The following is a 7,315-nucleotide window of genomic DNA, read 5'->3' on the forward strand; positions in this document are numbered from 1 at the left end:
GACACCCGTGAGGGGGAGGAGTAACGGCACGTGTTGACGGGGCAGTTGGGGTGGAACGGCACGAGATGGCCGAAGACCGCCCTTCTCCGGACACGCCCCGGGCCGTCCCCGGACGCCCCCTCGGACGCCGGGGAGCCGCCGCGGACCGGGCGTGCCGTTGCCGGCCCACCCCGCCCGCGGCGGCTCCCCGCCGACTGCTCCCGCTACTCCGGCCGCGAGCGCAGACCCTCCAGCAGGATGTCCAGCAGCCGGGCCGAGGCGGCCGCCTGCTGGGCGGCGTCCGGCAGCGAGGGAGCGGCCGTCGCGATGACGAGCAGCACATCGGCCACCGTCACATCGCGGCGCAGCTCCCCGGACGTACGCGCCCGCTCGACCAGCCGGCCCACGACCTCCAGCAGTTCGGCGGCACCGGCGCCGAGGTCGTCGGCCTCCTCGGACGCGGGGCGGCGCTCGGCCACCCGCAGTCCGGACTGCCCGACCTCCTGGCGCTGTTGGGGCACCCGGTGCTCGTCCCGCGGGTCACCGCTCTCCGCGCCCTGGACGGCAGCCGTCTCACCGGCCGCCGGCCCCTCGTCCACCTCCACGCCGACCCGCAGTATCTGCGGGGGCAGCAGCCGCCCGGCGCCCGAGGCCACCGAGGTCCGCAGGAAGCGCGACAGCGCCGACCACGGCTCGTCCTCCTGGCCGAGCGCGGCGCGGGCCTGCGACGTCAGCCGCGCGGTCTCCTCCTCGGCTATCCGGCGCACCAGCACGTCCTTGCTGGGGAAGCGCCGGTAGACCGTGCCGACACCGACCCGGGCGCGGCGTGCCACGTCCTCCATCGGTGCGCCGTACCCCAGTTCGCCGAACACCTCGCGGGCGGCGCGCAGTACGTGCTCCAGATTGCGCTGCGCGTCGACGCGCAGCGGTGCCGAGCGGCCGTGTGCGGGGGCCTGCGCGCCGAGCGCGGTCCCCAGCGTGCTCACGGTGCCCGCGACCGTCGCGGTCCCGTTGGTCCCGCTTGTCGTACCGACTGCCCCGATTCGCCCGTTTCCTTCGGGTGAGAGCGCGGCCGTCGGCCAATGGGATTCCTGAATATGCATAACTGTTCCCCCGGTTATGACGTCTCCCCCCGGAGACTCCCGCCGTGTCTGTCGAGGGTGGATCGATGGTCACCGTCCGACACCCCGACGACATACGAACATAGTTGAGCCCGGGTCAATTCAGAAGGGGGCAGCCCGCCGGGAGCGCCCCCCGATCGGAGCAACCACCGCCCGCCCTGCGGCCCCCGGTTCGCCCGCACCCCTCCCCGTAACGCCTGACCTGCGGTACTTCCGCCCGACCGGCCGGAAAGGCGGAGGCGGCCCGAACGCGCGCTCCGGTCACACAATTCGCCGAGGCTGTGGACAAACTCTTGTGCACGTTGCGTCATGGGGTGGTGATGGCCTCAGAATCCGGGGGAACAGCCCCCGGCCCCCAGCCGGGCGCGCGCATTCTCGTCGTCGGTGGCGGCTACGTCGGGATGTACACCGCGCTGCGCCTCCAGCGGAAACTGAAGCATCGGCTGCGAAGCGGGGCGGTGGAGATCGTCGTCGTCACCCCTGACGCGTACATGACGTACCAGCCGTTCCTCCCCGAAGCGGCCGCGGGCTCCCTGTCGCCGCGCCACGTCGTCGTCCCGCTGCGTCGGGTGCTGCCGCACTGCACGCTCGTCGTCGGCGAGGTCAGGCGCATCGACCACGCCAAACGCACCGCGACCGTCACCACCCTCGCCACCGGCGAGGACGGCACCGGCGCCGTCGAGATCGCGTACGACGAACTCGTCCTGGCCCCCGGTTCCGTCTCGCGCACCCTCCCCGTCCCCGGCCTGGCCGACCACGGCATCGGCTTCAAGACGATCGAGGAGGCCATCGGACTGCGCAACCACGTCATCGAGCAGATGGACATCGCCTCCGCCACCCGCGACCCCGAGATCCGCGACGCCGCCCTGACCTTCGTCTTCGTCGGCGGAGGCTACGCCGGAGTGGAAGCGCTCGCCGAGCTGGAGGACATGGCCCGCTACACCGCGCGGTACTACCACAACATCAAGCCCGAGGACCTGAAATGGATCCTCGTGGAAGCCACCGGGCGCATCCTTCCCGAGGTGGGGGAGTCGATGGGCCGGTACGCCGTGCGCGAGCTGCGGGGCCGCAACATCGACGTCCGCCTCGACACCCGGCTGGACTCCTGCGAGGACCGCGTCGCCGTCCTCAGCGACGGCTCCCGCTTCCCGACCCGCACCCTCGTGTGGACCGCCGGGGTCAAACCCGCACCGCTGCTCGCCGAGACCGGCCTGCCGCTCGACGAACGCGGCAGGCTGCTCTGCACCGCCCGGCTCACCGTCGAGGGCACGCCGCACGCCTGGTCCGCCGGAGACGCGGCCGCCGTCCCCGACCTCACCTCCGACACACCGGGCGCGCGCACCGCGCCCAACGCCCAGCACGCCGTCCGCCAGGCCAAGGTGCTCGCCGACAACCTCGTCGCCACCCTGGACGGCCGGCCCACCGAGGAGTACCGCCACCGCTACGCGGGATCCGTCGCCTCGCTCGGCCTCCACAAGGGCGTCGCCCATGTCTACGGCCGCCGGGTCAAGGGCTACCCGGCCTGGCTGATGCACCGTACGTACCATCTGAGCCGGGTCCCCACGTTCAACCGCAAGGCCCGGGTGCTGGCCGAATGGACCCTCGCCGGGCTCTTCAAACGGGAGATCGTCTCACTGGGCTCACTGGAGCACCCCCGGGCCGAGTTCGAGATCGCCGCGGGACGGCGCCCCCGCCCGGACGACGACGACTGTCAGTAGGGTCCGACACACTGGACGTGTGACCATAGGTGGGCTCACATCTGCACAGAGTGACCCGGCCGGCAGCGACCGACAGTGACCATCCAGGAGACCGTCCCAGGGGCGACCGACCACCAGCACATACTTGTGACGCCCCGGCAGAGGAAGCAGCCCGCCCGAGCGGACCAGACCGACACACGAGGCCATAGATTCCGTGAACTTCACGCGTTGGAGCGCCCGCCTACCCGGTACGCAGCGCAGAGCCGCCCGGGACGACCGCAGCCCCGTTCCGGCGGCCCGCGGTGAGTACGCGCAGGCGGACACCGATTCGAGCCCTCCCCACGGCGGTTCCGACACGGGCCCGGACGACACCGGGGCCCGGCCCGGCGCCCCCACCCCCGAGGACCTCTCCACCCGCGACATCCTCGGCCGGCTGCCCGCCCTCGTCGCCCTCGTGCACGGACCCGAGCACCGCATCGCGTACGTCAACGACGCCTACACCGCCGCGTTCGGCCCCCGCCCCCAGGGCGCCCCCGCCGCCGAGGCCATGCCCGAGCTGACCGAACTGAGCCTGCTCCCGCTCATGGACCAGGTGCTGCGCAGCGGCACCCCCAGGACGGTGAAGTCCCGCAAGGCCGGCAGCGGCAGTTCCTACACCGTCACCTGCACACCCGTGCGAGGCGACCGGGAGAAGGGGTACGAGGGCGGAGTCCTCGTCTACGCCGTCGACGTCACCGACCACGCCGAAGCGGCCGAGCGGCTGCGCGCCAGCGAGCGCCGCCACCGCGAAACGGCCGTCACCCTCCAGCGCTCCCTGCTCCCGCAGGAGCTGGAACACCCCGACGACCTGCGGATCGCCGCCACCTACCAGCCGGGCGGCACGGACGCCGCGGTCGGCGGCGACTGGTACGACGTGATCACCCTCGGAGCGGGCCGCACCGCGCTCGTCATCGGGGACGTCATGGGCCGCGGGGTCCGCGCCGCCGCCGTGATGGGCCAGCTGCGCACCGCCGTCAGGGCCTACGCCCGGCTCGACCTGCCACCGCACGAGGTGCTCCAGCTGCTCGACGGCCTCGCCGCCGAGATCGACGCCAGCCAGATCGCCACCTGCGCCTACGCCGTCCACGACCCCAACGAGGGCCTGCTCGTCTACGCCTCCGCCGGGCATCTGCCGATCCTGGTGCGCGACGAGGACGGCACGGTCCGCCGCGCCGAGGACCCGACCGGTCCGCCGCTCGGCACCGGCGGCTGGATCCACACCTCGGGGACCATCGCCCTGCCGCCCGGCTCCACCGCTGTTCTTTACACGGACGGCCTGGTCGAACGCCGCAGCGAGGACATCGACGAGGGGGTGGCCGCCCTGGAGCGCGCCCTGGCCGGCGCGAAGGGCGCGCCGCAGGTGGTGTGCGACCGTCTGATCCGCTCCCTGAACGTGACGGCGGAGCACGACGACGACGTGGCGGTCCTGGTCGTCCAGCACCCGGCCCGCACGGGCCCGGCGGCGGAGCTGTTCCACAACGCCTCGCTCGATCTGCTCGGCGGCATCGAGGCCGCCCCGCGCGCCCGCGCCTTCGCGACGGGGGTGCTCACCTCGTGGCGGTTCCCGGTCGAGCTGTGCGACCTGGGCGTCCTGGCGGCGGGCGAGCTGGTCGCCAACTCGCTCCAGCACGGGACGCCACCGATGCGCCTGGGCCTGCGCCGCACCGACCGCAGGCTGATCATCGAGGTCACCGACGGGGACGACCACCTGCCGCGCCGCCGCCGCGCGGAACCGGGCGACGAGGCGGGCCGGGGCATCTCCATCGTCGCGACGATCGCCACGTCCTGGGGGAGCCGTCGCACCCCGGGCGGCGGCAAGGCGGTCTGGTGCGAGTTCGCCCTGCCGCAGTAGCCGCCGGCCCCGGGGGTTCGGTCAGCGCGCGGCGGCGACCGCCGCGGGCATCTCGGCCGGCGCGTTCTCCGGCAGCGACACGGCCACGACCCGCGACGGCACGGCCGCGAGCGAGGGCTGGTCCTGTACGGGGGTGAGCCGCTTCCCGAGCCGCAGCGCGAGCACGGTGATCCCCAGCGAGAACAGGACGAACGTGACGATGTACGGCCCGTGCAGCGAGGCCCCCATCGGGCCGCCCACGGCCGGTCCGACCGCCAGCGCCAGCTGCTTGCACAGCGCGAACGCCGAGTTGTACTGACCGACCATCGACTCGGGCGCCAGGTCCGCGACCAGCGGCGCGACCGTCGGCGACAGCATCGACTCACCCAGTCCGAACAGGGCGTACGTGGAGATCATCGCGGCCGTCGCCATGGTCTGGCTGCCGTGGCCGAGCCCGGCGTACCCCGCCACGATCCAGGCGAAGGCCCAGATCAGACCGACCGCGGCGATGACCCGGGTGCGCTTGCGGCGCTCCACCAGACGCAGCACCACGAACTGGGCGACGACGATGACGGCCGTGTTGGCGGCGAGCGCGATGCCCAGCGTCGACGGCTGGATCCCGGCCGCCTCGGTGCCGTAGGCCGCGAGCCCGGACTCGAACTGTCCGTAGCAGGCGAAGAACAGCACGAACCCGAGGACGCACAGCTGCACCATGGCCCGGTGCGAGAGCAGCTGCCGCAGCCCGCCGCGCGGCGCGGCGCCCTCACCGGCGGCCGTGCCGGTGACGACGGCGGGGGTACGCGGCATGCGCACGGTCGCCGCGATGACGCCGAGCACGACGAACATGACGGCCTCGATGAGGAACAGCAGCGTGAAGGAGGCCGGGCGGGAGGTGTCCACGATCTGCCCGCCGACCAGGCCGCCGATCCCGAGGCCCAGGTTCTGCAGGAAGAACTGCATGGCGAAGGCGCGGGTCCGGGTCGCGGTGCCCGTGCAGCGCACGAGCATGGTGGCGAGCGCCGGCTGCATGACGGCGGTGCCCGCACCGAGCACGGCCGCGGCGAGCACGGCGGCGGTGACCTGGGAGGAGAGCCCGAGCGCCACGGCACCCACGGCCGCGATGCCGGAGGCGCCGACGAGCACGGGAAGCGGCCCGCGCCGGTCGATGACCCGGCCGGTGAACGGAAGCACCGCCAGCGCCGCCATCGCGAAGACGGCCAGCACGACTCCCGCCGTACCGGCTCCCAGATCCCGCACCTGCGCCACGTAGACGTACAGATACGGAACGGTGAACCCCAGCCCGAACGCGCTCAGCGCGCTCCCCAGCTGGATCCGCCGCAGTGCCGCGCCCATTTCCCTGGTCACACTCACCTTCCTCAAGGTCTCGAACCACACCGTCGAAAGACTCGAACCCGAAGACTTTAGCACTAAAGTTAGAAGCTCAACAATTCAAGGTGAAGGACTTCGACGACTGTGGGTGGCGTGCCATACTGCGCGCCATGTCTGACACCACCGAGCCCGGTCCGCAGGAGCCGAGCCTCGACGAGCAGATCGCCGCCTACCAGCGCGAGTTCCGCGACCTCGACCCGCAGGTCGAACAGGTCGTCTCCGCGCTGGGCCGGCTCAACCGCCGGATGAACGTGGCGTACGGACGCCAGGTCGCCGCCCTCGGCATCAGCAACGCCGAATGGGAGGTCCTCAAGACACTGGTCCTCTCCGGGGCCCCGTACCGACTGGGTCCGGGCGAGCTCGCCAAGCGGCTCGGGCTCACCCCGGCCGCGATGACCCACCGCATCGACCGCATGGCCGGTGAGGGGCTGGTGACCCGCGACCGCGACGAGAACAACCGCGTGCGCGTGATCGTCGAGCTGACGGACGAGGGCCGCACGAAGTGGCTGGAGGCCATGCGGATGGCCACCGACTTCGAGGAGGACCTGCTCCAGGACCTCTCCGGCGAGGAGCGCGGCGTCCTCGGCGAGATGCTGATCCGCCTGCTGCGCCGCGTGGAGCACGCCCAGCCGGACGCCGGCGGCCGCCTGACCGACCTGGACTGAGAGCGCCCCCGGGGAGGGGTTGACACGACCCTCCCTGATCCGTAAGGTTCTTCGAGTTGTCATCGAGCCGTAACGGTTCTCCGACAGCCGATCCCGCCGCATCCGCGGCAACCAACTCTTCAGCACGACCTCCCGCACGGGGCAATTTCGGCATGCCGAAATTCAGTTGCGAGGCTCGATTATGAGTCGCCGGGAGAATCCGCTAAGGTTTTGGACGTCGGAAGGGCCCAACGGCCCGGAGGACAAACCCCGCTGACTGGGAATCAGGCCCGAAAGGATCTGATAGAGTCGGACTCGCCGGAAAGGGAAACGCGAAAGCGAAGAACTGGAAAGCGAAAAACGCTTGACCCGCTTCGACCGGGAATCGGACACGAAAGAGTCTGATAGAGTCGGAAACGCAAGACCGAAGGGAAGCGCCCGGAGGAAAGCCCGAGAGGGTGAGTACAAAGGAAGCGTCCGTTCCTTGAGAACTCAACAGCGTGCCAAAAGTCAACGCCAGATATGTTGATACCCCGACCTGTCGAAGGCAGGTTCGAGGTTCCTTTGAAAGTCCCACGAGGCTCCTTGAGTCTGGTGGGCAATGCACAGCGAGGA

At 71.5% G+C, this 7,315-nt stretch carries 5 protein-coding genes; 3 read left to right on the forward strand and 2 right to left on the reverse strand.

The features are described 5' to 3' along the window. Positions 1–203 precede the first annotated feature (203 nt). Complete coding sequence (locus ACFVDM_RS02805; RefSeq protein WP_383632062.1) at positions 204–1,082, reverse strand: TetR/AcrR family transcriptional regulator; 879 nt, start codon at positions 1,080–1,082, stop codon at positions 204–206. A 419-nt stretch (positions 1,083–1,501) separates the two neighbouring features. Between ACFVDM_RS02805 and ACFVDM_RS02810 the strand changes: the two genes are divergently transcribed. Continuing rightward, entirely contained in the window at positions 1,502–2,818 is a 1,317-nt protein-coding gene (locus tag ACFVDM_RS02810) for an NAD(P)/FAD-dependent oxidoreductase (protein WP_383632159.1), read from the forward strand. A 193-nt stretch (positions 2,819–3,011) separates the two neighbouring features. Continuing rightward, positions 3,012–4,688: a SpoIIE family protein phosphatase gene (locus tag ACFVDM_RS02815; RefSeq protein WP_383632064.1), complete on the forward strand. Its 1,677-nt coding sequence runs from the start codon at positions 3,012–3,014 to the stop codon at positions 4,686–4,688. A 21-nt stretch (positions 4,689–4,709) separates the two neighbouring features. Here the strand turns inward: ACFVDM_RS02815 and ACFVDM_RS02820 are convergent, their stop codons facing one another. Continuing rightward, entirely contained in the window at positions 4,710–6,020 is a 1,311-nt protein-coding gene (locus ACFVDM_RS02820) for an MFS transporter (protein WP_383632162.1), read from the reverse strand. Between the two features lie 146 nt (positions 6,021–6,166). Between ACFVDM_RS02820 and ACFVDM_RS02825 the strand changes: the two genes are divergently transcribed. Beyond that, positions 6,167–6,721, forward strand: a complete 555-nt coding sequence (locus ACFVDM_RS02825) for a MarR family winged helix-turn-helix transcriptional regulator (RefSeq protein WP_383632067.1) — start codon at positions 6,167–6,169, stop codon at positions 6,719–6,721. Positions 6,722–7,315: the final 594 nt, after the last annotated feature.

It is taken from the genome of Streptomyces sp. NPDC057682 (assembly GCF_042799575.1).
GTDB lineage: Bacteria > Actinomycetota > Actinomycetes > Streptomycetales > Streptomycetaceae > Streptomyces.

Bases quoted from the DNA above. Each gene is read 5' to 3' on its own strand.
- ACFVDM_RS02825 (WP_383632067.1), top strand. From the start codon at position 6,167: ATGTCTGACACCACCGAGCCCGGTCCGCAGGAGCCGAGCCTCGACGAG.
- ACFVDM_RS02820 (WP_383632162.1), bottom strand. From the start codon at position 6,020: ATGGGCGCGGCACTGCGGCGGATCCAGCTGGGGAGCGCGCTGAGCGCG.
- ACFVDM_RS02810 (WP_383632159.1), top strand. From the start codon at position 1,502: ATGTACACCGCGCTGCGCCTCCAGCGGAAACTGAAGCATCGGCTGCGA.
- ACFVDM_RS02805 (WP_383632062.1), bottom strand. From the start codon at position 1,082: ATGCATATTCAGGAATCCCATTGGCCGACGGCCGCGCTCTCACCCGAA.